Genomic DNA, 23,646 nt, shown 5'->3' on the forward strand with positions numbered 1-23,646 from the left:
CTCCGCCAACGAATCGCATGAAAGTCCTCTCGCCGTTGTGCAGACTCGCCGCGCCGCCCATACGGTCGTTGCGGGAGGTCGGCGATGCGAAGCCAGTACGAATACCTGGTGGTGCTGGGCGTGTGTGTGCTCATCACGTTGCCGCTGGAGTGGATGGGACGCGGGGTCTACCGCCGTGCTCCCGACCTGGCGCGCGCCATCGCACCTGTGTTGCTCGTCCTGGCGGTCTGGGATGTCGTCGCCATCCTGCGCGGGCACTGGAGCTTTCACCCCGAGGCGACGACGGGGGTGCTGATCGGTGGGGTGCTGCCGATCGAGGAAGTTCTGTTCTTCCTGGCGATCCCGCTCTGCGCGGTGCTGACCTACGAGGCCGTCCGGGGACGTTCGGAACGTTGGTTGCGTGATGGTTGAGGAGTACTCGCTCGCCGCGATGGCGGCGGTCGTCGTGGTGCTGCTGCTGGAGTTCTGCGTGCTGCGCACGGGGTTGTTCAGCCGGCCCGCCTACTGGATCACGATGGTGATCGTGCTCGGGTTCCAGGTGCCGGTGGACGGATGGCTGACGAAGCTCGACGCGCCCGTCGTGCTGTACGCGGACTGGGCGATCAGCGGGGTGCGGGTGCCGTGGGACATCCCGGTGGAGGACTTCCTCTACGGGTTCGCCATGGTCACCGCCGTGTTGTTGCTGTGGGAACGGGGAAGGGTGGCGCGTGAACAAGCTTGAGGTGCCGGCGAAGTTCGACCGCGCGGCGCGTGGTTACGACTTCCTCGTCGGGCTCAATCCCGGCTATCACCAGGCGTTGCGCCGTTCCGCGAGAGCGCTCGGCCTGCGCCCCGGGATGCGGGTGCTCGACCTCGGCTGCGGCACGGGCGCCTCCACGGCCGCTCTGGTCGCCGCCGCGCCAGGCGTGGACATCGTCGCCGTCGACGCCTCGGCGGGCATGATCGAGCGGGCGCGGGAGAAGCGCTGGCCGGCGACGGTGAGGTTCGTGCACGGCCGGGCGGAGGACGTGGACGAGGGGCCGTTCGACGCGGTGTTCGCCGCCTACCTGGTGCGCAACCTGCCCGAGCCGGACGCGACGCTGAGCCGGCTCCGCGACACGCTCAAACCCGGCGGAACGCTGGTGCTGCACGAGTACTCGGTGCGCGACTCGCTGCTGAGCACGGCAGTGTGGACGGTGCTGTGCGGGTTCATCGTGCCGGCGGGGTGGCTGGCCACCGGGGACCGCTCGCTCTACACCTACCTGTGGCGCAGCGTGATGGACTTCGACGGGGCGACGGCGCTGCGGGACCGGTTGCGGCGCAACGGCTTCGTCGGCGTGCGCAGCGCTCCGGTGCCGGGCCTGCAGCTCGGCGTGGTGCACACCTTCCGCGGCCACGCGCCGGAACAGGAGCAGCGGTGAGGGATCGCAAGGCCGTGCGGATCCCGGCACCGGCCGGGCGCGCGCAGTTCGAGGGGGACGCCCCCGTGGTCGCCGTGGTGGGCGGTGGCATCGCCGGGCTCTCCGCGGCGACCCTGCTCGCCGAACGCGGGGCGCAGGTCGTGCTGTGCGAACGGGAGAACTACCTCGGCGGACGGGTCGGCGGCTGGAGCACCAGGCTCGCGGACGGCAGCGACGCCACCATGACGCGCGGCTTCCACGCGTTCTTCCGGCAGTACTACAACCTTCGCGCACTGCTCAAGCGCGTCGACCCGGCGGGACGCGCCCTGGTCGGACTGCCGGACTACCCGCTGCAACACGCTTCGGGCCATCGGGACAGCTTCGCGGACCTCCCGACGGCGGTGCCGTGGAACGCGCTGGCCTTCCTGCGCAGCAGTCCCACGTTCCGCTGGCGCGACCTGCCCGACGTGAACGCGCGGGCCGCGCTGTCGCTGCTCGACGTGTCGGTGCCGCGGGTGTACGAGGAGCTCGACGGCATCGACGCCGCGACCTACCTGGAACGCATCCGCTTCCCGGAGGCCGCGCACGCCCTCGCCTTCGAGGTGTTCTCCCGCAGCTTCTTCGCCCACCCCACCCGCATGTCGGCCGCGGAACTCGCGGTGATGTTCCACATCTACTTCCTCGGCTCCGACGAGGGACTGCTGTTCGACGTGGCCGCGGATCCGTTCCCGCACGGGCTGTGGGAGCCGCTCCGGCGCCACCTCGCCCTGCTGGGCGCGACGGTGTGCACGGGCGTCGAGGTCGGCTCCGTGCGGCCGGGCGAGCAGAAGCGGTTCTCCGTCACCATCGGCGACGGCGCGATCGAGGCGGACGCCGTGGTGCTCGCCGCGGACGTCAAAGGCCTGCGGGCACTCGTCGGCGAGTCGCCCACGCTCGGCGACGCCGCGTGGCGCGAGAAGGTCGGCGGGCTGCGCACCGCGCCCCGATTCCTCGTGTCGAGGTACTGGCTGGACACGCCCGTGGACCCGGACCGGCCGGGCTTCCTCGGCACCGGCGGGCACGACCTGCTGGACAACATCAGCGTTCTGGACCACTACGAGCACGAGGCACGGGCGTGGGCGGCCCGCACGGGCGGTTCGGTGGTGGAACTGCACGGGTACGCGCTCCCGTCCGATGTGGACGAACGGTCGGCACGCGCCCGGCTCTGGGAGCAGCTCACCGAGGTCTACCCGGAGACCAAGCGGGCAGGGGTGATCGACGAACGGCACGAGCTGCGCGAGGACTGCCCGCTGTTCCCGGCAGGGGGCTACGCGAACCGGCCGGGGGTGCGGACACCGGACGACTTCCTGGTGGTCGCGGGCGATCTCGTGCGCATCGACCTGCCCGTCGCGCTCATGGAACGTGCCGCCACCACGGGGTTCGCCGCCGCCAACCACTTGCTGAGCCGCTGGGGCGTCGCGGGCACCGAGCTGTGGACCGTGCCGGCCGAGGGCCGTGTGCCGCTGCTGCGCTCGGTCGCCCGACGCTGGAGGACGCTGTGATCGTCGTGGTGGGAGCCGGACTGGCGGGCCTGAGTGCCGCGTTGGAGCTCAAAGCGGCCGGCGTCGAGGTCACCGTGCTGGAGGCGGGGGACGAGGTCGGCGGGCGGGTGCGGACGGACGTAGAGGACGGCGTGCGGTTCGACCGCGGCTTCCAGATCATGCTGCCCGCCTATCCCGAACTGGAGCGGCTCGGGCTCGATCCGTTGCCGTTGCGGCACTTCAGGCCGGGCGCGTTCGTGCACGACGACGGCAGGCACGACCTGCTCGCCGATCCGCGCAGCGGGCCGTCCGCGTGAGACGGCTTCCTGCGCCAGCACGTCCTGGGCGTGCGGGACGTGGCGGCGGTGGCCCGGTTCTCCGGACCGGACGCCTTCGGCCCGTCGCGGCCGTTGCTCACCGCGCAGGACCGCACGACCCGCGAGGAACTGCGGCGGCTGGGGGTGTCCGACCGAGCGGTCGAGGCGGTGTTCCGGCCGTTCCTGTCCGGCGTGTTCCTGGAACGGGAGCTCAGCACGTCGTCGAGGTTCTTCCACCTGGTGTGGCGCAGTTTCGCCCGAGGCGGCGCCGCGGTGCCCGCGCTCGGGATGGGGGAGTTGCCGAAGGCGATGGCGGAACGCCTGCCGAGGGACGCCGTCAGCCTGGAGACCGCGGTGAGGGCCGTGCACGACAACGGCGTCGACCTGGAGGAGGGCGGCCGGATCGCCGCCGACGCCGTGGTGGTGGCGACGGACGGCACGACCGCGGCCCGTCTGCTGCCGGGACTGGCCGAACCGCGCTGGAACGGCGTGACCACGTGGTACTTCCGGCCGCCGAGGTCACCGCTGCGCGACGGTTGCCTGGTCGTCGACGCCGGCGGCGGGCCGGTCGTGAACACGGCGGTGATGTCGGAGGTGTCACGCCCGTACTCGCCGCACGCCCCACTGGTGCAGGCCTCAGTGCTCGGCGACGCCGACGAACAGGCCGTCCGGGCTCACCTGGATCGCTTGTACAGCACGGACACCAGCCGGTGGGAGGTGCTGCGGCGGTACGACATCCCGCACGCGATCCCCGCGATGACGGCGCCGCACCGGCTGAAGCAGTCCGTTCGCGCGGGTGGTCGTCGGTACGTCTGCGGTGATCACCGCGACACCAGCTCGATCCAGGGAGCACTCCACTCGGGACGCAGAGCCGCGCACGCCGTGCTGGCCGACCTGCGTGGTGATCAGTGACGACGTTGCTGCTGTTCGGCGACCAGCTCGGACCGCAGTTCCACTCCGGCCACGACGACATCGTGCTGATCGAGTCGGCCGCGGCGTTGCGCCGCAAGCCGTACCACCGGCAGAAGCTGCACCTGGTCCTGTCCGGCATGCGTCATCTCGCCGCCGAGTACCCCGATCGCGTCACACTCGTGCGCGCGAACACGTACGGCGAAGCCATCCGCGACCTGGACCGCCCACTGGCCGCCTACCAACCGGGTTCGGCTGCCGCGCACAAGATGTTGATCGAACTCGGCGTGGAAGTCTTCCCCACTCCCGCGTTCGCGTTGTCTCGCGACGAGTTCACCGCGTGGGCGGGGCCGCGCGAGCGGTTTCTGATGGAGGACTTCTACCACTACCAGCGCACCCGCTTCGACGTGCTCATGGAGGGCGACGTTCCGGTGGGCGGCCGGTGGAACTTCGACACCGAGAACCGCGAACCCCCGCCGAAACGCGGGCGACTCGGGGTTCCGGCGCCGTGGTGGCCGGAAGAGGACGAGATCGACGCGCAGGTGCGTGCCGACCTCGACGCGATGGACCTGCCCACAGTGGGCAGGGACGGTCCGCGCCGCTTCGCCATCACACGAGAGGAAGCGCTCACCGCGTTGGAGGTCTTCCTGCGCGACCGGCTTCCTCACTTCGGCCCGCACGAGGACGCCGTCCTGACCAAGGACTGGACGATGGCGCACTCACTGCTGTCGGTGCCGCTCAACCACGGACTCCTGCACCCGCTGGAGGTCGTCTACGCGGCGGAGGACGCCTACCGCGACGGCGCCGCGCCACTCGCGAGCGTCGAGGGGTTCGTCCGGCAGGTGCTCGGCTGGCGTGAGTACGTGTGGCACCTGTACTGGCACCTCGGTCCGGAATACGGGCGGCGCAACGGTTTCCGCGCCACCGCCGGGCTGCCGTCGTGGTGGGCGGAGCTGCGGCCGGCCACGGTGCGCGCGGCGTGCCTGCGGACCGCCCTGGAAGGCGTCCGCGACCATGGCTGGGTGCACCACATCCAACGACTGATGGTGCTGGGGAACCATGCGCTGCAACGGGGTTACGACCCCGCCGCGCTCAACGACTGGTTCGTCACGTCCTTCGTGGACGGTTTCCCGTGGGTTATGCCGGTCAACGTCATCGGGATGAGTCAGCACGCGGACGGCGGCGTGATCGCGACCAAGCCGTACCTGAGCGGCGGCGCCTACCTCAACCGGATGACGGACCACTGCGGCACGTGCTGGTTCGATCCGAAGCGGCGCACGGGCGACCGCGCGTGCCCGTTCACGGCTGGGTACTGGGCGTGGCTCGACCGGCACGAGGAGCAGGTGAGCGGAAACCACCGCATGGCGCGGGCCGTGCAGGGGCTGCGTCGCATCGCGGAACTGGACGAGGTGCGTGTGCGGGAACGCGACCGCGAAGTCTTCTAAGGGCTGGTGCGGTCCACGACCAGCTGGATCGCCTCGGTGAGCGTCGCCGGCCGGTGCACGAACGGCGGCAGCTCCAGACCGTTCCACCCGGCGCCCGCGACGGCGAGCACCGTGCCCGGTCGTGCTCCGAGTTCCTCGAGCGGCACCCGGAGTGCCAGTTCGGGCCGGTGCGCCCAGACCAGCGCGACGGCGGGCCGCAGGCGGGTCACCGCGTCGTACAGGGCGTCGGCGGGCACCCGCGCTCCGAGGTTGCGCCACATGCGGCCCTGTTCGGACAGTGCCGCGCCGAGCGCCTCCAACGGCAGCCAGTGTTGTTCGTCCGGTGCGCACGACAACAGCGCGGAGAGCACTCCAGGGCTGCTCGCGCGGGGAATCCCGCGCAGGGCGAAAAGCACGCTTCCGCTGGCGAGGTGTTCGATCTCCACTCCCTGGCCGGTGTCGGCGACCAGTTCGCCGAGTTCCACCAGCGAGGGGACGAACACGGACTCCCAGGCGCAAACGACGCCGTGGTCGGTGATGAGCTTCTCGGCGAGGTCGGACATCATCGGTTCGTCGAGGCGCTTCGCCGCGGCCAGGAAGCTCCGCCGTGCCAGGACGGCGTCCTCGGAGCCGAGCGGCGTGAGCGGGAGGCTGGGGCGGGCGGCCGGTTTCTGGCGCGCCAGCACGGCAGCGGCGGCCGCCGACACGCCCTGACCGGTCAGCACCACCATTCTGCGCAGCACGTCGACGTCCGCTTCCTCGTAACGGCGGTGGCCGCCGTCGGTGCGGATGGAGGGACCCAGTCCGTAGCGCTGGTCCCACGTCCTGAGCGTGGTCGGGGCGACGCCGAGCATCCCCGCCACCGCGCGCGGTGTGTAGGTCACGTCCTACGGGCACGTTTCGCGAGAATCGCCCTCAACTCACTTTCCCCGAGTCCACCCCAGATGCCGAAGGTCTCCTGGACCTCCAGCGCGTGCGAGCGACATTTTTCCATGACCGGGCAGCGCTGGCAGACGGCCTTCGCCGCGGCCTCGCGTTTGTCGCGTGCCGAGCCCCTCTCGTTGGGCGTGTGGAAGAAGTAGGTGCTGTCCATGCCGCGGCACAGGCCGGAGAGCTGCCAGTCCCACGATTCCGCGACTGGCTGGGGCAGGCGGGACAGTTCGGGCATGGCGCACATCCTTCGGAGTCGACCCTCGATGGGAGGCCCATCGTAAAATCGACTCAGAAACGACGCAACTCGGGGGGCTCAATCGGGGAAGCGGCCCGCCTGGCGTAGTGTGTACCGGCGTTCGGCGTAGTCGAGGTCGTCGCGCCACAACCGGGCGGCCGCCCAGCGCATGACCGGCCGCAACGCGCCCGCCGCCGGCCTGGCCAGCGCGAACCCGCGCCGGTCCGAGTGCGCGATGGTCGCCTCCACCACGGCGGTCCGGCCGTCGCGGATGGGCGTCGCGTGCGTCTCGACGACGCTGCCCTCGCCTTCGCCCTCGACGATGTGCATCACGACCGTGCGCGGCTCAGGGCAGGTGAACGCGGCGATGACCGGCACACCGACCCGTCCGGCGACGCGGAAGGTGACCTCGACCAGGAAGCGGTCCTCCACCTCCGTGGGGGTTTCGAGGATGTGCAGGTTCGCGAACGAGTAGGGGTGGAACCACGCGCCGTGCCAGGGGTCGAGCCGGTTGGCGACGACGTCCTCGGGATCGCACCGGCCGATGATCGTGGCCACCGCGTCGATCGACCCCGCAGGCGGCCGTTCGGGCAGCACGGGAGCGTCCAGCGGCTCCTCTCCACCCGCCTGGTCCAGCCGGACCCACACCAGAACTCCGTCGTCGTGCGCGGGGAACGGCGTCCACGCGCCGAACCGCGTGCCGTCGAGTGCGAGGCCGTGCCAGCGGCAGATCAGCTTGCCCTCGGCCACGGCGCCGTCGCACAGCGGAGCACCGAGGTGCGGACACGAGCCGGACCCCGCCATGAGCACGCCGTGCGGCCCGCGCCAGAGCACGACCTCCTGACCCGCGATGGTGCGTCCGCACGGCTTGCCCTTCACGACGTCCCGGCTGGCGCCCGCGACGAACCAGTTGCCGGACGGACGCGCGGTGGCGCGTTTGAGCGCGGCCTCGATCAGCGCCGGCTTGGCGTCCTGCCACGTCGGCCGTTGCTTCCGCCACGGCGGGCTCGAGTAGATCCGCAACGGGATCCGGTCGCGCATCGACTTCCTCTCGTCAGGCCGCACGGGCGAACACCGCCCTCGCCAGCGCGGGCAGGGCGACCGCGAGCCGCCTGCCGTTCGACACGACGACACGGCGCGACAGCACGTCGCAGTCCGCGCCCTCGACGAGGTCGAGAATCCGGCCGTACAGCCGGTAGGCGGTGAGCACGCAGGGCCTCGACCGCGGCGCGAGCATGCCGATGCCCGGCCAGGCCCGCTCGTAGACCTGGCGCGCCCTGCGCACCTGGTCACGCAGGGCGGCCCGCACCTGCTGGTCGGCTCTGCCCTGTGCCCGCGCGTGCAGCAGGCGTTCCCGGTCGACGCCGAACGCCGCGAGCTCGTCGGCGGGCAGGTACACCCGGCCGCGGTCGAGGTCCTCGCCGACGTCGCGGATGAAGTTGGTGAGCTGGAACGCGACACCGAGCGCCGCCGCGGCCGGTTCGGCCTCCTGCCTGGGCACGCTGGTGCCGAGCACCGGCAGCACCTGCAGGCCGATCACGGCGGCAGAGCCGTGCACGTAGCGTTCGAGGTCGGCATAGGTCGCGTAGTCGGTGACGGTGAGATCCATCCGCATCGATTCCATGAAGTCCTGGAAGTGCTCGACGGGGATGTCGTAGCGGTGCACGGTGTCCATCAGCGCCGCCAGCACCGGGTCGTCCGTCGCCCCGTCCCTCAGCGCGACCTGAAGGCGGCCGTCGATCGCACCGAGCGCGGCGTTCTTGTCGTCGATTCCACTGTGGACGTCGTCGACGACGTCGTCCACCCAGCGGGCGAACCCGTACAGCGCGTGGACGGCGGGACGTTGCTCCGGGCTGAGCAACCTCGTTGCCAGGTAGTAGGTGCGGCCGTGCAGTGCGTTGAGCTCACGGCAGCGCCGGTACGCGTCGCGCAACGCCGGTGCGGTGACGCCCGCGGCATCCAGTTCGCGCTCAGCCGACATCAGGGGTCCTTTCGAACAGGAGGTTCCCCCCACGCTAAGTCCGCGAATTGCCTTCCGCACAACGACCGCGCTCATCATGCGGACCCCGCACCGCGCTGCTTAGCTCGGAGCATCGAACTCCCACCGACTTCCGAGGAACGCCGATGTCGCTGCTGACCAGCGTGGACGCTCGCACGTCGCGGGTGGACGACTTCCACGCCCTGCTCGACGAAGCACTGCACGAGTTCCTGCTCGCCCGGCAGGACCTGGCCACCGAGCTCACCGCTGAGCTGCGCGGACTGGTCCTGGCCGGTGGCAAGAGGATCAGGCCCACGTTCGCCTGGTGGGGATGGCGTGCGGCAGGCGGCGCCGCGCCGGTGGACGCCGTGGTGCGGGCCATGGTGGCGCTGGAACTGCTGCAGTGTTGCGCGCTGGTGCACGACGACGTGATGGACCGCTCGGCGACCAGGCGGGGCAGGCCGTCGACGCACGAGTCGTTCGCCGCCCTGCACCGGCGGGAGCGGTGGGCCGCGAGCGCCCGCCGGTACGGGGACTCGGCCGCGATCCTGGTCGGCGACCTCGCGCTGGCGTGGGCGGACGACGCGCTGGTGACCGCCGGTCTGCCCGCCGACGCGCTGAGCCGCGCCTGGGGTCCGTGGCAGGCGATGCGCACCGAGATGATCATGGGACAGCACCTCGACCTGCTGGCCGTCGCACGGCGCGAGGAGTCGCTGGAGCACGCCGTCCGGGTGGCCGCGCTGAAGACCGCCGCGTACACGGTGGAACGGCCGCTGCACCTCGGAGCCGCCCTCGCGGGAGCTGACGACGACGTCGTCGACTGCCTGCGCGCGTACGGCCACGACATCGGCGTCGCCTTCCAGCTGCGGGACGACCTGATCGGGGTGTTCGGCGACCCCTCTGTCACCGGGAAGCCGGTGGGCGAGGACCTGAGGGAGGGCAAGCGGACGCCGTTGATGTCGATAGCGCTGTCCCGCGCGCAGGGCAAACCCGCGGCGCAACGGTTGCTGCGACGCTGCCTGGAGAGCGGGACCGTCAGCGAGCGGACGGTGAGGGACGTGTGCGCGTTGCTCGTGGAACTCGGAGCCGTCGCCGCGGTGGAGGAGCACATCGAGAGGCTGGCCGGATCGGGGATCGCGGCGCTGGACCGCGCCGTCATCGACGACGATGCCCGTCATGAGCTGGTGCGCCTGGCCGGCCGCGCCGTGGCACGAACGACCTGAGCGAGGGGAACGCAGTGGTGCACGTGGTGAAAGGCCGCACGGACCGTGTGGTCGTGGTCGGCGCGGGACTCTCGGGACTGTCGGCGGCGCTGCACCTGCGCGGTGCGGGGCACGAGGTGACGGTCCTCGAAGGACGGCCGCACCCCGGCGGGCTCGCCGGTCGTCGCGACATCGGCGGCCACCGGATCGACACCGGCCCGACCGTGCTCACCATGCCGGAACTGCTGGACGACGCGTTCGCGGCAGTGGGCCGGCGGCGCGAGGACCACCTGGAACTGCTGCCGCTGCACCCCGCCTACCGTGCGACGTTCGCCGACGGCACGGCGCTGGACGTGCACACCGACGCGGACCGCATGGAGCAGGCGGTGCGCGACTTCGCGGGGGACCGGGAGGCGCAGGGGTACCGCGACCTGCGTGCCTGGCTGACGAGGCTCTACGAGGTGGAACGGGACAGGTTCATCGGCGCTAGCTTCGACTCCCCGCTCGACCTCGCGGGCCCCGACCTGCTCGCACTCGCCCGGCTCGGCGGCTTCGGCTCGCTGGCCAAGGCGGTGGGCCGGTTCCTGCACGACGACCGGCTCCGGCGCGTTTTCACCTTCCAGGCGCTCTACGCCGGTGTCGCACCGAAAGACGCTCTCGCTGCCTACGCCGTCATCGCCTACATGGACACCATCGCGGGCGTGTGGTTCCCGCGCGGCGGCATGCGCGCTGTGCCGCAGGCCATGGCGGACGCCGCTTCCGACGCGGGGGTGCAGTTTCACTACGGCGTGGAGGCCCAGGAGCTCGAACGGAGCGGTCACCGCGTCACGGCCGTGCGCACGGCCGACGCACGATTCCCTTGCGACGCCGTCGTTCTCGCCACCGGACCTGCCCAGAGCACCCGGCTGCTGCACGGCGAACCGCGCCGGATCCGGCCGTTGCGCTGGTCGCCGTCCGCGGTGGTCGTGCACCTCAGTGCCGGCCGGGTGGCGGACGACCTCGCCCACCACACGATCTCGTTCGGTGACAAGTGGGACGGCACGTTCGACGAGATCATCCGGCAGGGCAGGCTGATGAGCGACCCGTCGCTGCTGCTCACCACGCCCACCCTCACCGATCCCGCACTCGCGCCCGAGGGCAGGCACCTGCAGTACCTCCTCGCGCCCTGCCCGAACCTCGACGCCGCTCCGCTGCGCTGGGACGCGATGGCGCGCCGGTACGCCGAGGAACTCGTCGACGAGATGTCCGCGCGCAAGCTCCTCGTCGACGCCGAACCGCTCGCCGTGGTGACACCGGACGACTGGGCGCGCGACGGCCAGGCCGCCGGCACGCCGTTCTCCGCCGCGCACACGTTCGGCCAGACCGGCCCGTTCCGGCCGCGCAACCTGCCGTTCCGGGACGGCAACGTGGTGCTGGCGGGCAGCGGCACCACGCCCGGCGTCGGCATCCCGCCGGTGCTCATCTCCGGACGGCTGGCCGCCGAACGGCTCCGGCGTCCGGAGCAACCGTGAGAGCGCTTTCTCTCGTAGGGTGAGCCGCTTCAGGGCAAAGCTCGAGGGGGCTTCGTGCGCACGATGAGGCGGGCATTGGCGGCATCCGTCGCCGCTGTGGTTCTGGTGGTCACCGGAGGTGCGGCGCACGCCGAACCAGTGCCGTCGATCGCCTGGGCGCCCTGCCAGGACAACCCCGACGGCGAGTGCGGAACGCTCAGCGTGCCGCTGGACTGGCGGAAGCCTCGCGGCGAACGCATCGACATCGCGCTGGGGCGGCACAGGGCCACCGACCCGGCGCGGCGGCTGGGTGTGCTGATGGTCGATCCCGGCGGACCAGGGGGATCGGCGGCGGAGTTCGCGCTCTCCGGGTTGTTCAGTCCGGAGCTCCGGGCGCGGTTCGACATCGTCGGCATCGACCAGCGAGGCACTGGCGGAAGCCTGGCGATCCGCTGCGCCGACCTCATGGACGGGCAGCCGTCGATCTATCCGGAGGACGAAGCCGGGTTCGCGGCGCTGCTCGCGCACAACAAGACCGTGCTCCGGAAGTGCCGCGAGCGCAGCGGGCCGGTGTTCGACCACGCTGACGGTGCCACCGTCGCCCAGGACATGGACGCGGCCCGGCGGGCGCTGGGGGAGCGGAAGATCAGCTACTTCGGGCTGTCGTACGGCACGGTGTTCGGCCAGGCGTACGCCGAGAGGTTCGGTGGCAAGGTCCGGGCGATGGTCCTCGACAGCGTCGTGGACCACAGCGCGGACGCCCGGCGGTTCGTGGGAGACCGGGCGGCCGCCGGGGACGACGCGTTCCGGGAGTTCGCGAGCTGGTGCGATCGCACGACCGACTGCGTGCTGCACGGCCAGGACGTCTACGCGGCCTGGGAGGCGGCACTCGTCCGTGCCGACGGCGAACCGCAGGGCCGGCAGGGCCTGCTCGACGGCATGTACTACGCGCTGCGCGGGCCGGAATGGCTCTGGGCCGCCGACCTGGTCGCGGGACGGTCGCTGCGGGCCCAGGCCTTCGAACCCAACTACGAGTCGGTCCGGCTGGCCACGGTCTGCCAGGACTTCTCGTTGCGCATCAGGAACTTCCAGGATTACCAGCGGTTGCGGGCCGACGAGCTGCGCCGCTCGCCGATCATGCGCGGCAGCTTCCTCGGCCACGACGAGGCCACCGCGTGCATCGGGGTTCCCGGACCGCCCGCCAACCCGCCCCACCGGCTCGACATCGGTGACGCGCCGAAGATCCTGGTCCTCAACGCCAAGTACGACCCGACGACCCCGTACGCGTGGGCCGTCAACGTCCACCGGCAGGCGCCGCGCAACACCGCGTTGCTGACCTACGAGGGCTGGGGTCACATCGCCTATCCCCGCAGCGCCTGCACGCGCGGCGGGGTGGACGACTATCTCCTCGACCTGAAGACTCCCGCGATCAGTTGTCCTGCCGTGCCGTAGTGATGAACGAGCGGTACCAGCGGTAGCTGGCACGCGGAGTGCGTTGCAACGTCTGGTAGTCGACGTGCACCAGCCCGAACCGGTGCTTGTAGCCGTGTGCCCACTCGAAGTTGTCGAGCAGCGACCAGCAGAAGTAGCCGCGCAGATCCACGTCCGCGGCCTGGGCGGCCGCGATGTGGTCACGCAGGTAGGAGATGCGTTCGGTGTCCTCGAACCCCTCCGAATCCGGGTAGACGCAGCCGTTCTCCGTGACGTAGACGGGTGGCAGGCCGGGGTGCCGGGCCTTGAGGTCCGTGAGCGCGGTCGTGAGACCGGCGGGTTCGACGGGCCAGCCCATGCCGGTGCGCGGCACGTCCGGGAGTTGGGTCGTGTCGACGCCGATGTCGTGGGCCGTGCGCTTGGCCGGGTCGGGCTCGCGGTGCGGCGCGTCCGCGACGTGCAGCCGGTAGTAGTAGTTGAGGCCCACGTAGTCCAGCGGCTGGCCGATGATCGCCAGGTCGCCGTCGTGCCGGAACGAGAAGTCGCTGATCTCGCCGAACGTCGACGTCATGTCGTCCGGGTACGCCGAACCGAACAGCGGGTCGGTGAACTGCCGCCGCAGCAGGCAGTCCTGCCGGCCGGCCGCGGCGACGTCGGCGGGGGAGTCGCTGACCGGCACGGTGGGGGACTGGTTCAGCACGATGCCGAACTCGCCGCCGGAACCGTTGGCGCGCATGGCCTGCACCGCGAGTCCGTGACCGAGCAGCAGGTGGTGTGCCGCCGCCAACGCGCCGTGCCCCTCACGGGCACCAGGTGCGTGGCGACCTTCGCCATAACCCACGATCGACGAGCAGTACGGCTCGTTCAGGGTGGTCCACTTGGTGACGACGTCACCGAGCGCCTCGTGCACCAGGGCGGCGTAGTCGGCGAACCGGTGGGAGGTGTCGCGGTTGCGCCACCCGCCCTGGTCCTCCAGCGCCTGCGGCAGATCCCAGTGGTACAGCGTCAGGAACGGCTCGATCCCGTTGTCCAGCAACGCCTCCGCGAGGCGCCGGTAGAAGTCGAGGCCGCGTTGCTCGATCCGTCCGCTGCCCTCCGGCAGGATCCGCGACCACGACACCGAGAACCGGTACGCGTCGACGCCGAGGTCGACGAGCAGCCGCACGTCCTCGGCCCAGCGGTGGTAGTGGTCCGCCGCCACGTCCCCGGTGTCGCCGGACGCGACGGCACCGGGCACCTGCGCGAAGGTGTCCCAGATGGACGGACCGCGGCCGTCGAGCCGCGCCGCTCCTTCGATCTGAAAGGCCGAGGTCGCCACGCCCCAGCGGAAGCCGGCCGGAAAACTCACAACAGTCTCCAAAGAAGATCAGCCCTTGACGGCACCCGACATGATGCCGCCGACGATCTGGCGGCCGAACAACAGGAACACGAGCAACACCGGCACCGTGCCGATGGTCGCGGCGGTCAGCACCAGCGTGTAGTCGGTGGTGTAGCCGCTGGCCAAAGTGGACAGAGCGGTCTGCACGGTCGGGTTCTCCGGCACGAGCACCACCAGTGGCCAGAAGAAGTCGTTCCACGCCTGCATGAACGTGAACAGCCCGAGCACCGCCGCGGCCGGACGAGCAGCGGGCAGCGCGACGTGCCAGAACAGCCGCAGCGAGTGGCAGCCGTCCATCCGGCCCGCCTCCAGCAGTTCGTCCGGGATCGCCCGCTCGAAGTACTGCCGCATGAAGAACACGCCGAACGCGGTGACGAGTCCCGGCACGATCACCGCGTGGATCTCGCCGGCCCAGCCGAACTCGCTCATCATCATGTAGAGCGGGATGATGCCGAGCTCGGTCGGGATCGCCTGGGTGGCGATGATGAGCAGCAGCAACACGTTGCGGCCGCGGAACTTCATCTTGGCGAAGGCGAACCCGGCCAGCGTCGAGAACAACACCACCGAGATGGTCACCGTGCCCGACACGATGATCGAGTTCATCAGCGCCAGCGCGAAGTCGGTGGTGTCGAAGACGCGGGCGATGTTCGCGAAGAGGTGGCCGCCCGGCACTAGGACGGGCGGCACGCTGTCGATCGCGTCCGGTGTCTGCGAGGACACCACGAACGACCAGTACACGGGAAAGGCCGACCCGGCCAGGATCGCGATCAGCCCGGCGTACGTCCACGGCCCCGCCACACGCCTGGCCAGCCTGCGCGCCCTCGCCGAGGGTCCCGCCGGCTGCACGGGCGCGGGGCGCTCCAGCACTGCGGTCATGGGGTCACTCCGTCCGGATCCGTTTGGTCACCAGGTAGCCGAGACCGGCCACGATGACCGTGGCGATGGCCAGCACGACCGCGATCGACGAGCTGTAGCCGAAGTCGTAGTTCGTGAAGCCCTGCTCGTACAGGTACAGCGCGGCGGTCTGGAACTGCCGGTCGGAACCACCTGTCGCGGCAGCGGCACCGGGGTTGAACAGCAGCGGCTCCGCGAGGAGCCGCATGTTGCCGGTGGTCGCGATGATCGTCGAGAAGATGATCTGCGGCCGCAGCAACGGCACCGTGATCCGCCAGAACTGCTGCCGCCCGTTCGCTCCGTCCAGGGTGGCCGCTTCGTACAGGGTCGACGGGATCGCCTGCATGGACGCCAGGAAGATCAGCGCGTGGTAGCCGGTCCAGCGCCACACCACCATCACGGCGATGGCGATGTGGGAGCTGGCCGTGCCGGCCTGCCAGTCGATCTGCCCGGCACCGAACAGCTCCAGCACCCAGTTGATCAGGCCGAAGTCCCGGCCGAACAGCTGCGCGAAGATGATCGTCACCGCCGCCACCGAGGTGATGTTCGGCAGGATCACGCCCATCCGGAACAGCGTGCGGGTGCGGACCTTGCGGTTGAGCAGCTGCGCGATGAACAGCGCGAACATGATCTGCGGGACCGTCGTCAGCAGCCACAGGCTCAGCGTGTTGCCCATGGCGTTCCAGAAGTACGGGTCCGCCATCAGCTTCGCGTAGTTGTCGAACCACACGAAGGTCGCCGCGTCCGACTCGAGCAGGTTGCGGTCCTGCAGCGAGACCCAGATGGTGTAGAGCAGGGGGAACAGCCCGAAGACACCGAAGATCAGGAAGTACGGCGCCACGTACCCGTACGGCGCGAACTTGGTGTCCCACCGGTGTCTTCTGGCCGTCTTGTCCATCAGAACCATGGTCAGCTCGTCACTTCTGGACGTCGCCGACGAACTGGCGCCACGACTCGTCGCCGTTCTGCTTGCCCTGCTCGACGCGCTGCATCGCGTTGCCGATCGCGGTCTGGATGTCACCGGCCTTCGGGCCCTGGTACTGCGGGTTCAGCTTCTTGGCCGCGTCGGTGAAGAGCTTGCCGATCGGCGCGTCGTTGAAGTACGGGTTCTTGTAGTCGACGATCGACGGGTCCTCGTACAGCTTCGGGATCGACGGCAGAAGCCCGGCGCTCTTGAACACCTTGGCCTGCTGCTCGGGCGCGGTCAGCCACGCCGCCAGCTCCACGGCCTTGTCGACGTTCTTGCCCGACTTGGGAACCGTCAGGTACGAGCCGCCCCAGTTGCCGCCACCACCGGGCACGGAGGTGACGTCCCACTTGCCGGCGGCCTCGGCACCGGCCTGGTCCTTGATCTTGGCCATCTGCCACGCGGGGCAGGTCACCGTCGCGAACTGACCCTGCTTGAACCCGGTGTTCCAGACGGGCGTCGAGTAGAGCAGCTTGGACGACAGACCGGACTGCACGCCGTCGACGACGAGGTCCCAGGCGGCCTTGACCTCCTTGTTGTCACCCACGACGATCTTGTCGGTCTTGTCGTAGTAGCCGGTCGACGCCTGGCCGACGATCGCGTTGAGGACGGTCGGACCACCGTCGAACCACTTCACGCCCTCCGGCGCCTTCTCCTGGAACTTCTTGCCCGCGGCCATGAAGTCCTGCCAGGTCGGCCACAGCGCCGCGACCTGGTCGCGGTCGGCGGGCAGCCCGGCGTTCTGCAGCAGGTCGCGGCGGTAGCAGATGGCCAGGCCGCCGATGTCGGTGCCGTAACCGATCTGCTTGCCGTCCTTGCTGAGCGAGGCCTCCCACTTCCAGCCCAGCCAGCGGTCCTTCAGCTGGTCGCCGCCCTTGGTGTTGAGGTCGACGAACTTGTCCGGGGTGGCCTTGAACTGGTTGACGTACCCCGTGTCGACTGCCTCGATGTCCGCGGCACCGCTGCTGGTGGCGAGGTGCGCGGCGAGGTTCTTGTGGTGGTCGGAGTAGGACGCGGTGCGGTCGGAGATCTCGACGTCCGGGTGCGCGGCCGCGTACTCCTTGAGCAGCTCGGCGTAGCCGAAGTTGCCGAACAGGCCGATGGTCAGCTTCGTCTTGCCACCGGACGCGGCGTCGCTGCCGCAACCGCTGAGCACCAGGGCGGTCGCCACCGCGGCGCAGCCGAGGGCGAGTGCTTTGGGGCGCATTTCCAGGCCTCCGTTGGTTTTTGGGCGCGCTGAAGCAGAAGAAGTGCTTCGTGGAGAAGGTGTGTGGCGCCAATGACAGCGGTGTTACGCGGTGTCCGTCAAGTAACGAGATGATAAACAGATCAACTTCCGCACCCGTTTGACTAGGGTAAGTGCTGCTCGTAGGGTCTATGTAACCGCTTACGGTAATTCGGGAGGTCCGATGGCGACCGGGCGAGAGATCGCCCAGCTCTGCGGCGTGTCCGTGGCGACGGTGTCGCGCGTCTTCAACCAGCCGGACACGGTGAACGAGGACACGCGTGAACGGGTGCTGCGCGTCGCGAAAGAGCTGGACTACCGGCCCAACGAGTCCGCGCGGGCGTTGTCGACGAAGCAGTCGACGATGATCGGCCTGGTCTGGGACACCGACCACCGCAGGCCCGGCTGGCGCCACCCGTACCTGCAGGACCTGTTGATAGGACTGAAGTCCGCGCTCAGTGCGCACGGCTACCACCTGCTGATGCTCGCGACCAGCGGCGACTCCCGCGAGATCGGAGTGTCGCTCGCGGACCCCGTCGGCTACGTGAACACGACCCGCCGCCACCACCTCGGCGGGCTGGTCCTGATCGACAGCGGCTCCGACGGCGACGCGTTCGAAGCCTTTGCGCAGTCAGGGTTTCCGTGCGTCGCGCTGGACGTCGCCGTCGACGGACCCAGGGCCACCTACGTGACGTCGGACAACGTGGGCGGCGCGCTGTCGGCCGTTCGTCATCTCGTCGGTCTCGGCCACTCCCGGATCGCGATGATCACCGGCCCGCCAGGCAACCAGCCCTCCGAAGCCCGTGTTTCGGGCTACCGCACGGCATTGCGGGAGGCGGGCATCGTGCCGCGCGACGACTACGTGGTCGCCGGCGACTTCTACCGGGCGAGCGGAACCGCTGCCACGCAACGGCTTCTGGCGCTGGACGAGCCGCCCACCGCTGTGTTCGCGGCCAGCGACGAGATGGCGGTCGGCGCACTGCTCGCCGCCCGTGCAGCCAGCCTGCGGGTGCCCCAGGACCTGGCGCTCGTCGGGTTCGACGACATCGAGATCGCCTCGGTGGTCGATCCGGCGCTGACGACGGTGGCGCAGGACAAGCCGGGGTTCGGGGTGGCGGCGGCGAAGGCGATCATGGCCATGATCACCGGTGCCGGGCGTGAAGAGCCCGTGGTGCTGCCGACCCAGCTGGTGGTCAGGGACTCCTGCGGAGCGCGTTAGTCCCTTGTGGACGTGGCGGCCGCGATGAGTGCGATCAGCTGCTGCCGGAAGTGCTCGTAGTCGTCCACGGCGCCGAGCAGCGTGTCGGACTCGCGTTCCTCGCGGCGGGCGGCGGCGAGGGCGCGGCGACCGGCCGGTGTGATCTTCACCGACGTGCGCCTGCGGTCGTGCTGGTCCTGGCTGCGCACGACGTGGCCGCCGCGGTCGAGGTGCTCGATGGTGCGGCTCATGGTCTGGTCGGTGACCCGGCACAGCACGGCGAGTTCGCGCTGGGAGCGCGGTCCGTCGGCGAGGTGGTGCAGGGTGATCATGCCCGCGTGGGTGAGACCGCGGCCCGCCAGGAAGTCCTCGAAGCGCTTCTCGACCACGCGCGCCGCGACCGACAGGAGCCTGCCGGTCGGCCAGGAGTCGACGTCCACCTGGTCCGGGCGGTCTGGCACCGCCGGCTCGTCTCCCTGCGCCACGGTGCCATCATCCCAGACCCGCCCGATCACCCCACGTCGGTCCCGAACGGCATGCCCGTCACCGGCGTGTCGCCCGCGAGCGCCGCCGCGATGGCCGCGGCCGCCGGTGGGTAGGCGAGCTCGCCGAGACCGCCCAGTGGAGCGGTCGACGGCACGATCGTGACGTCGGTGTCGGGTGTCTGGGTGATCCGCGCCCACCGGTAGTCGCCGAACGACGACTCCGCGACGTGTCCTTCCCGGACGGTGATCTGCGCGCCGAGCACAGTGGACAGTGCGTCGGCCACGCAGCCCTCCACCTGGGCGCGGACTCCGGACGGGTGCAGCGCCACGCCGACGTCGACGGCCGCGTGCACGCGCAGCACCCGGCGCGATCCCGGTTCGGCGACGGCGATCACCGCGATCGCGGAGCCGTATTCCTCCAGGCAGGCCACGCCCCGCGAGGTGCCGGGCGCCGTTGGTCTGCTCCAGCGGGCGCGGTCGGCGACGGTGTCGAGCACCTTGTGCAGCCGTGAGCCCGCGGGCAGCAGCGTCCGGCGCAGCGCGACCTGGTCGAGGCCGGACCTCGTGCCGATCTCGCTCAGGAAGTTCTCCTCGGCGTAGAGGAACTGCCCCGCGTAGACGGACCGCCAGAACCCGGTGCGCAGCGGTGCGGGCCGCACGGTGACCGTGACGTCGCCGGGCACGGTGTAGGGGTAGTGGTCGCCGCTCGCCTTGATCAGGGCGGGGTTGGCGAAGATCGGCAGGACGGTCAGCGGCCAGGTGACGACCTCGTGGGCCCTGCGGACGGGAAGGCCGTCGGCGCCGATCTCCGCGGACATCCTGTGCACCGACATCGGCCGGTAGGAGTCGTTGCGCATGTCGTCGGCCCGTGTCCACAGCACCTGGACAGGGGCGCCCGCGCGTCGTGAGCAGGCCACCGCCTCCAGTACCGGATCAGGCTCGATACGACGCCCGAACGCGCCGCCGGACGCCGCCGTCTCCACCCGCACGGCCGTCACGGGCAGACCGAGTTGGCGTGCCAACTGGGTGCGCAAGCTGCCGGGGTCCTGCGTCGGCGCCCAGATGGTCACGCCATCCGGACGGACGTGCGCGGTGGCGTTCATCGGTTCCATCGGCGCGTGCGCGAGCAACGGCATCTGGTAGACCCGCTGCAGGCCGTTGATCGGGCTCTGCGCGGGCAACGCCGAGTGCAGATCGGCGAGCCACGCGCGGCTGTCCGCGCCGGGTGTGCCGCCGCGCCAGGTGATCCGCAGCGCGTCACGGCCCCGCAACGCCTGATGGGTCGACCGGGCGATCACCGCGACACCACCCTGGCCCTCGGCCGGCGCGGTGAGCGTCAGCACGTCGACCACGCCAGGCAGGGCACGAGTCGCGGTGTCGTCGATCGTGTCGGGAACCGCGCCGATCCACGGCGGGCGGGCCACGACCGCGACCATGCCGCCAGGAGGCCGCGAGTCGATGCCGTACCGGACGCGACCGGTGACGACGTCGCGGGCGTCGACCCGGCCGCCGCGGGTCTTGCCCAGCAGCCGCCACTTCTCCGGCGGCGTGAGCTCGACGGGCACGGTGGCGGGGTCGAGGGCCGCAGCGGAACGCACGAGCGCCCGGTACGGCAGCCGGCCACGGCGCGGATGGCACACGGCGCCGTCCTTCGCCGTGCACTCGCTGACCGGCACGCGCCAGCGTTGCGCGGCGGCGGTGACGAGCAGGCAGCGCGCGGTCGCGGCGGCCGTGCGGATCGGGGTGGAGAGTTGCCGCACGGACGTCGAGTTGGCGACGCCCTGCGAGCCGAAGCGTTCCGTGTCACCGTGCGCCTGTTCCAGCGTGATGTCGCCGGCCTCGACCGCGAGTTCTTCGGCGACCATCAGCGCGACCACGGTCCGCACGCCCTGGCCGGTGTCCGGACGGGGCACGGTCGCGGTGATCCGGCCCGCGTCGTCCAGCCGCACGAAGACGTTCGGCACGAGGCCTTCTGCGGCGAGAGCGGGCACCGGAACCGCGACGATCAGGGCGCCGACTCCTGCGCCGCGCAGCAACGTCCGCCTGCTGATCATCGTTCCTCCCGCATGATCCGGCTGGCGCGGCGCACGGCGGCGCGGATGCGCGGATAGGTGCCGCAGCGGCACACGTTGTCGCGCAGGGCCTCGTCGATCGCCGCGTCGTCCGGGTCCGGATCACGGGCGAGCAGCGCCGCCGCGGCCATGACCTGGCCGGGCTGGCAGTAGCCGCACTGCGCCACGTCGAGCTCCCGCCACGCCCGCTGCACCGGGTGGTCCCCGTCGCGCGACAGCCCCTCGATCGTCGTGATCCGGGTCTGCGCGCTGTCCGCCGCCGTGCGCACGCAGGGCCGTGCGGCCTGACCGTCCACATGGGACGTACAGGCGCCGCACAGGCCGACCCCGCACCCGTACTTGACCCCTGTCAGCCCCAGCTCGTCCCGCAACACCCACAGCAGGGGAGTGTCGCCCTCGACGTTCACCTCGCGCCGTTCACCGTTGACGCGCAACAGATATCGGGCCACCGCGATGCCTCCTGATTTGCTCAGTGCGCTGAACGTATCACGACGAACCGTGCATAATGCTCAGCATGCTGAACGATACGCGGCGGCCAGGTCCGAGCGTGCTGGTGTGGGGTGTGGTGGCGAGTGCGCTGCTCACCGGCCTGGTGTGGCTGCTGGGCCAGCGGCTGCACGGCATCGCGTTGCTGCCCGACCAGGGGGCCTCTTGGTACTACTGGAAGCTGCCGGATCCGACCTTCTGGACCAGGGCGTCCGCCTGGCTGGGCTACGCGGCGCACCAACTCGTGTCGTGGGGCCTGATCTACTACGCGCAGACCAGGGTCCGGCGCTACATCACCGGCCTGCACCGCCTCAACGTCGTCGCCCTCGCCGCGAACGGCGCGTTCATCGGCCTGCACGCCCTGCAGACGCAGGTGTTCTACGACGGCCTCGCCCAGGACGTCTCGATCTTCAGCTCGCAGGGCTCCGTCGTCCTGCTGCTCGTGGTCGTCCTGCTGATGGAGAACCGCCGCCGCGGCCTCGTCCTCACCTGGTCGGCGCCGATCTCCGCGCAGGTCGTCGGGTTCGCCCGCCGCTACCACGGCTACCTGTTCAGCTGGGCCGCGATCTACACGTTCTGGTACCACCCGATGGAGTCCTCGAGTGGGCACCTCATCGGGTTCTTCTACATGTTCCTGCTGCTCGTGCAGAGCAGTCTGATGTTCACGACATCCCACACGAACCGCTGGTGGACGTTGACCCTGGAGCTGCTCGTGGCCGCGCACGGCACGCTCGTCGCCGTGATGAACTCCGGCCCGAACGGGATGTGGCCGATGTTCTTCTTCGGGTTCGTGGCGATCTTCGTGCTCACCCAGATGCACGGCGTCGGCCTCAGCGCGGCGACGCGGTGGTGGATCGGCGGCACCTTCGTGGTCGCCGCCCTCGCCGTCTACTCCTGGCGAGGGCTCGGCAGGATCGACGAGGTCGTGCGGATCCCGTTGATCGAGTACCTGCTGGTGGCCGTGCTCGCCGTGCTGATCTGGGCGGGCGTCAGGCTGGCTCGTCCTGTCGAGCCACCGACTCGAGCAGTTTCGCCGCGACGTCGCGGAGCTTGACGTTCAGGCGCTGCGACTCCGCCACGAGCAGCTCGAACGCGTCATCCGCGCTGCACGAGTGCACCGCCATCAGCACACCTTTCGCCTGGTCGATCACGGCGCGCGAGCCCAGGGCCCGCTCCAGCTGCTTGACCTGGCCCTGTGAGTGCTGCCACCGCTGGGCACTGGTGATCGTGGCGGACGCGGCCGTGGTGAACAGCCGCATGAGGCCTTCGTCGAACGGGTCGAAGGCCTCCGCCGTCCGGCTGTAGATGTTGAGCGTCCCGATGTGGCGCGCCTCGGTGTTGTCCGAGGCGGGCAGCACGACCGGCACCGACAGGTAGGCGCGCACACCGGCCTGCTCGGCCGCGGCCTCGAACTCGGGCCATGCCTCGCGGTGCTCGCCGATCACCGCCCGCACGGGCGTCAGGTTGAGCGCCGACTCCAGGCACGGCCCGCGGCCGGAGTCGTACTGCTTCTGGTCGAGCTCGACCAGCCGCTGGTCCGTGGCCGCCGCCGTGTGCGGCTGCTCGTCCGTGACCACGGAGACCGTCACCGCGTCGGCGTCGGGCAGAGCCCTGGCCGCGGTGTCCGCGACCCGCTGCAACGCGTCGTCGAGGGACTCCTCGCCGGTGAACGCGTCGTGCAGCTGTGTCAGCGCTTCGGTGGTCTCGTCCAGCCGCACCATCGGATCGGGGCGCTCGCCGTCGATCGATCTCACCGATCCTGATTGCACGTAGTCCGCCATGCCGCGGCCCCTTCTGCCTCTGCGGAGTCCACGGCGCCGGCTGCTTGACGCACGTTCAGCGCATCGTACGGCCAGGGGCAACGCACGGTCCGGAACGGACGCACTGGAACCGGCGCCGGCGGCGGGTTGCTGCAAGGTCTCAACGTCCCGTGCCGACGCCGGCCGAACCACCCGAGGGCGGTCCTCCAGTGCGAACACGCGCGTGTTCGGCGTTGAGTCAATACCCCGCCATGGCCCTTCTCACACGGTGATGAGCATCTCGGTTCGCTGGCCCGGCGCGGTCGCGTTCCCGGTCGCGGTATCGGCACGCAGAGGTCTGGACCACCTCGCTCCCGCTGTGTC

General features: G+C 70.5%; 22 protein-coding genes and 1 pseudogene. 11 read left to right on the forward strand and 12 right to left on the reverse strand.

Going from position 1 to position 23,646, the window contains the following annotated elements:
- The first annotated feature begins 84 nt into the window (after nucleotides 1–84).
- From OG205_RS05780 to OG205_RS05805, 6 genes and pseudogenes are all read left to right on the forward strand, one after another.
- A complete protein-coding gene (locus tag OG205_RS05780) occupies nucleotides 85–411 on the forward strand; it encodes a lycopene cyclase domain-containing protein (protein ID WP_330275194.1) in 327 nt (108 codons plus the stop codon).
- On the forward strand, nucleotides 404–721 hold the full coding sequence (locus OG205_RS05785; RefSeq protein ID WP_330278111.1) for a lycopene cyclase domain-containing protein: 318 nt from the start codon (nucleotides 404–406) through the stop codon (nucleotides 719–721). Before OG205_RS05780 ends, OG205_RS05785 begins: the two co-directional genes overlap by 8 nt.
- Nucleotides 708–1,400, forward strand: a complete 693-nt coding sequence (locus tag OG205_RS05790; protein WP_330275195.1) for a class I SAM-dependent methyltransferase — start codon at nucleotides 708–710, stop codon at nucleotides 1,398–1,400. The genes OG205_RS05785 and OG205_RS05790 overlap by 14 nt, the downstream gene beginning before the upstream one ends.
- A complete protein-coding gene (locus OG205_RS05795) occupies nucleotides 1,397–2,920 on the forward strand; it encodes an FAD-dependent oxidoreductase (protein ID WP_330275196.1) in 1,524 nt (507 codons plus the stop codon). The genes OG205_RS05790 and OG205_RS05795 overlap by 4 nt, the downstream gene beginning before the upstream one ends.
- 8 nt (nucleotides 2,921–2,928) lie before the next feature.
- Nucleotides 2,929–4,128 (forward strand): annotated as a pseudogene (locus OG205_RS05800) (NAD(P)/FAD-dependent oxidoreductase).
- A complete protein-coding gene (locus OG205_RS05805) occupies nucleotides 4,125–5,570 on the forward strand; it encodes a cryptochrome/photolyase family protein (RefSeq protein ID WP_330275197.1) in 1,446 nt (481 codons plus the stop codon). The pseudogene OG205_RS05800 and the gene OG205_RS05805 overlap by 4 nt, the downstream one beginning before the upstream one ends.
- Here OG205_RS05805 and OG205_RS05810 read toward each other — a convergent pair.
- From OG205_RS05810 to OG205_RS05825, 4 genes are all read right to left on the reverse strand, one after another.
- A complete protein-coding gene (locus OG205_RS05810) occupies nucleotides 5,567–6,433 on the reverse strand; it encodes a MerR family transcriptional regulator (RefSeq protein ID WP_330275198.1) in 867 nt (288 codons plus the stop codon). The two genes, OG205_RS05805 and OG205_RS05810, sit on opposite strands and share 4 nt — an antisense overlap.
- Nucleotides 6,430–6,717 (reverse strand): WhiB family transcriptional regulator, encoded by a 288-nt coding sequence (locus OG205_RS05815; RefSeq protein WP_330275199.1) that lies wholly within the window; start codon nucleotides 6,715–6,717, stop codon nucleotides 6,430–6,432. The genes OG205_RS05810 and OG205_RS05815 overlap by 4 nt, the downstream gene beginning before the upstream one ends.
- Nucleotides 6,718–6,795: 78 nt before the next feature.
- On the reverse strand, nucleotides 6,796–7,758 hold the full coding sequence (locus OG205_RS05820; protein WP_330278112.1) for a DUF5914 domain-containing protein: 963 nt from the start codon (nucleotides 7,756–7,758) through the stop codon (nucleotides 6,796–6,798).
- 13 nt (nucleotides 7,759–7,771) lie between these two features.
- Nucleotides 7,772–8,698, reverse strand: coding sequence for a phytoene/squalene synthase family protein (locus OG205_RS05825; RefSeq protein WP_330275200.1), 927 nt, complete (start codon nucleotides 8,696–8,698; stop codon nucleotides 7,772–7,774).
- Nucleotides 8,699–8,841: 143 nt separating this feature from the next.
- Between OG205_RS05825 and OG205_RS05830 the strand changes: the two genes are divergently transcribed.
- The 3 genes from OG205_RS05830 to OG205_RS05840 all read left to right on the forward strand — a co-directional run bounded on the left by OG205_RS05830 (nucleotide 8,842) and on the right by OG205_RS05840 (nucleotide 12,839).
- Complete coding sequence (locus tag OG205_RS05830; RefSeq protein ID WP_330275201.1) at nucleotides 8,842–9,918, forward strand: polyprenyl synthetase family protein; 1,077 nt, start codon at nucleotides 8,842–8,844, stop codon at nucleotides 9,916–9,918.
- Between the two features lie 17 nt (nucleotides 9,919–9,935).
- Nucleotides 9,936–11,408 (forward strand): phytoene desaturase family protein, encoded by a 1,473-nt coding sequence (gene crtI, locus OG205_RS05835; RefSeq protein ID WP_442916806.1) that lies wholly within the window; start codon nucleotides 9,936–9,938, stop codon nucleotides 11,406–11,408.
- Between the two features lie 63 nt (nucleotides 11,409–11,471).
- On the forward strand, nucleotides 11,472–12,839 hold the full coding sequence (locus tag OG205_RS05840; RefSeq protein ID WP_330278113.1) for an alpha/beta hydrolase: 1,368 nt from the start codon (nucleotides 11,472–11,474) through the stop codon (nucleotides 12,837–12,839).
- Here the strand turns inward: OG205_RS05840 and OG205_RS05845 are convergent.
- Genes OG205_RS05845 through OG205_RS05860 form a run of 4 tightly spaced genes read right to left on the reverse strand, consistent with a single transcriptional unit; the run spans nucleotide 12,817 to nucleotide 17,264 of the window.
- Nucleotides 12,817–14,166: a GH1 family beta-glucosidase gene (locus OG205_RS05845; RefSeq protein ID WP_330275203.1), complete on the reverse strand. Its 1,350-nt coding sequence runs from the start codon at nucleotides 14,164–14,166 to the stop codon at nucleotides 12,817–12,819. The genes OG205_RS05840 and OG205_RS05845 overlap by 23 nt on opposite strands.
- Nucleotides 14,167–14,184: 18 nt before the next feature.
- A complete protein-coding gene (locus OG205_RS05850; protein WP_319974377.1) occupies nucleotides 14,185–15,072 on the reverse strand; it encodes a carbohydrate ABC transporter permease in 888 nt (295 codons plus the stop codon).
- A 4-nt stretch (nucleotides 15,073–15,076) separates the two neighbouring features.
- Entirely contained in the window at nucleotides 15,077–15,988 is a 912-nt protein-coding gene (locus tag OG205_RS05855) for a carbohydrate ABC transporter permease (RefSeq protein ID WP_330275204.1), read from the reverse strand.
- Between the two features lie 19 nt (nucleotides 15,989–16,007).
- A complete protein-coding gene (locus OG205_RS05860) occupies nucleotides 16,008–17,264 on the reverse strand; it encodes an ABC transporter substrate-binding protein (RefSeq protein WP_330275205.1) in 1,257 nt (418 codons plus the stop codon).
- Nucleotides 17,265–17,466: 202 nt separating this feature from the next.
- Between OG205_RS05860 and OG205_RS05865 the strand changes: the two genes are divergently transcribed.
- Nucleotides 17,467–18,501 carry a LacI family DNA-binding transcriptional regulator gene (locus OG205_RS05865; protein WP_330275206.1) on the forward strand — a complete coding sequence of 345 codons (1,035 nt, stop codon included), beginning with the start codon at nucleotides 17,467–17,469 and terminating at the stop codon, nucleotides 18,499–18,501.
- Here the strand turns inward: OG205_RS05865 and OG205_RS05870 are convergent.
- Genes OG205_RS05870 through OG205_RS05880 form a run of 3 tightly spaced genes read right to left on the reverse strand, consistent with a single transcriptional unit; the run spans nucleotide 18,498 to nucleotide 21,486 of the window.
- A complete protein-coding gene (locus OG205_RS05870; RefSeq protein ID WP_330275207.1) occupies nucleotides 18,498–18,965 on the reverse strand; it encodes a MarR family winged helix-turn-helix transcriptional regulator in 468 nt (155 codons plus the stop codon). The two genes, OG205_RS05865 and OG205_RS05870, sit on opposite strands and share 4 nt — an antisense overlap.
- Nucleotides 18,966–18,991: 26 nt before the next feature.
- On the reverse strand, nucleotides 18,992–21,019 hold the full coding sequence (locus OG205_RS05875; protein ID WP_330275208.1) for a xanthine dehydrogenase family protein molybdopterin-binding subunit: 2,028 nt from the start codon (nucleotides 21,017–21,019) through the stop codon (nucleotides 18,992–18,994).
- Nucleotides 21,016–21,486, reverse strand: a complete 471-nt coding sequence (locus tag OG205_RS05880) for a (2Fe-2S)-binding protein (protein ID WP_330275209.1) — start codon at nucleotides 21,484–21,486, stop codon at nucleotides 21,016–21,018. Before OG205_RS05880 ends, OG205_RS05875 begins: the two co-directional genes overlap by 4 nt.
- Nucleotides 21,487–21,551: 65 nt before the next feature.
- Between OG205_RS05880 and OG205_RS05885 the strand changes: the two genes are divergently transcribed.
- On the forward strand, nucleotides 21,552–22,577 hold the full coding sequence (locus OG205_RS05885; RefSeq protein WP_330275210.1) for a hypothetical protein: 1,026 nt from the start codon (nucleotides 21,552–21,554) through the stop codon (nucleotides 22,575–22,577).
- Here OG205_RS05885 and OG205_RS05890 read toward each other — a convergent pair.
- Nucleotides 22,513–23,304 carry an ANTAR domain-containing response regulator gene (locus OG205_RS05890; protein ID WP_330275211.1) on the reverse strand — a complete coding sequence of 264 codons (792 nt, stop codon included), beginning with the start codon at nucleotides 23,302–23,304 and terminating at the stop codon, nucleotides 22,513–22,515. The two genes, OG205_RS05885 and OG205_RS05890, sit on opposite strands and share 65 nt — an antisense overlap.
- Nucleotides 23,305–23,646 lie beyond the last annotated feature (342 nt).

Origin of the sequence: Lentzea sp. NBC_00516 (genome assembly GCF_036346835.1) — a bacterium.
GTDB classification, from domain to species: domain Bacteria; phylum Actinomycetota; class Actinomycetes; order Mycobacteriales; family Pseudonocardiaceae; genus Lentzea; species Lentzea sokolovensis.

Excerpts from the sequence above, each read along its gene's own strand:
- OG205_RS05780 (WP_330275194.1), top strand. The coding sequence starts at position 85 with ATGCGAAGCCAGTACGAATACCTGGTGGTGCTGGGCGTGTGTGTGCTC.
- OG205_RS05785 (WP_330278111.1), top strand. The coding sequence starts at position 404 with ATGGTTGAGGAGTACTCGCTCGCCGCGATGGCGGCGGTCGTCGTGGTG.
- OG205_RS05815 (WP_330275199.1), bottom strand. The coding sequence starts at position 6,717 with ATGCCCGAACTGTCCCGCCTGCCCCAGCCAGTCGCGGAATCGTGGGAC.
- OG205_RS05820 (WP_330278112.1), bottom strand. The coding sequence starts at position 7,758 with ATGCGCGACCGGATCCCGTTGCGGATCTACTCGAGCCCGCCGTGGCGG.
- OG205_RS05825 (WP_330275200.1), bottom strand. The coding sequence starts at position 8,698 with ATGTCGGCTGAGCGCGAACTGGATGCCGCGGGCGTCACCGCACCGGCG.
- OG205_RS05830 (WP_330275201.1), top strand. The coding sequence starts at position 8,842 with ATGTCGCTGCTGACCAGCGTGGACGCTCGCACGTCGCGGGTGGACGAC.
- OG205_RS05840 (WP_330278113.1), top strand. The coding sequence starts at position 11,472 with ATGAGGCGGGCATTGGCGGCATCCGTCGCCGCTGTGGTTCTGGTGGTC.
- OG205_RS05850 (WP_319974377.1), bottom strand. The coding sequence starts at position 15,072 with ATGACCGCAGTGCTGGAGCGCCCCGCGCCCGTGCAGCCGGCGGGACCC.
- OG205_RS05855 (WP_330275204.1), bottom strand. The coding sequence starts at position 15,988 with ATGGACAAGACGGCCAGAAGACACCGGTGGGACACCAAGTTCGCGCCG.
- OG205_RS05860 (WP_330275205.1), bottom strand. The coding sequence starts at position 17,264 with ATGCGCCCCAAAGCACTCGCCCTCGGCTGCGCCGCGGTGGCGACCGCC.
- OG205_RS05865 (WP_330275206.1), top strand. The coding sequence starts at position 17,467 with ATGGCGACCGGGCGAGAGATCGCCCAGCTCTGCGGCGTGTCCGTGGCG.
- OG205_RS05875 (WP_330275208.1), bottom strand. The coding sequence starts at position 21,019 with ATGATCAGCAGGCGGACGTTGCTGCGCGGCGCAGGAGTCGGCGCCCTG.
- OG205_RS05885 (WP_330275210.1), top strand. The coding sequence starts at position 21,552 with ATGCTGAACGATACGCGGCGGCCAGGTCCGAGCGTGCTGGTGTGGGGT.
- OG205_RS05890 (WP_330275211.1), bottom strand. The coding sequence starts at position 23,304 with ATGGCGGACTACGTGCAATCAGGATCGGTGAGATCGATCGACGGCGAG.